This window comes from Treponema endosymbiont of Eucomonympha sp. (assembly GCF_001028545.1).
Window position 1 is genome coordinate 1 of the sequence record NZ_BBPW01000646.1, and the last position, 446, is coordinate 446.

A 446-nucleotide genomic window follows, 5' to 3' on the forward strand; every position below is an offset into this window, starting at 1 on the left:
TCTATGCGGCAAAACAAGGGGATATGGGCAATATTGGCGGATACCGCAATAGACGACTCTTCCGAGGATATTCTGGCGACAGATTCGGTGTAGAGCAAAGCGGGCGCATGGCGGCGGTAGAATATTAGTCGTACAAAAAGGGTCTGAACAACAAACTGCACCCAACAGTTAGCAAGTATGGGATATCGGCAGTGGCACTATCGTAGATTGTAGCCAAGCGTCCTTTTTTATGGAAAAATTGGATGCAGAGGCGTTTCTTGGGGACAAAGTGTACGACACAGGTGCGCTGATAAATATGCTTGAGGCAGCGGATATAACAACAGTCATCCCTCCTGTTAAAAGCCGGGAAAGCAAAGAGCGGACGTTCGTGAACTGTATCAGGGCGGCGTGTCATTTTGACAAAGTCTTCCGTGCACACTATGCAAAGCTTGCCGCTTCCTTTATCA

At 48.2% G+C, this 446-nt stretch carries 1 protein-coding gene; it reads left to right on the forward strand.

Features of this window, described 5'->3' with window-relative positions; genetic code table 11:
* Positions 1-229 precede the first annotated feature (229 nt).
* Positions 230-446 (forward strand): hypothetical protein (locus AWU74_RS08470; protein WP_202966446.1); only part of this gene is annotated, 217 nt, incomplete at its 3' end.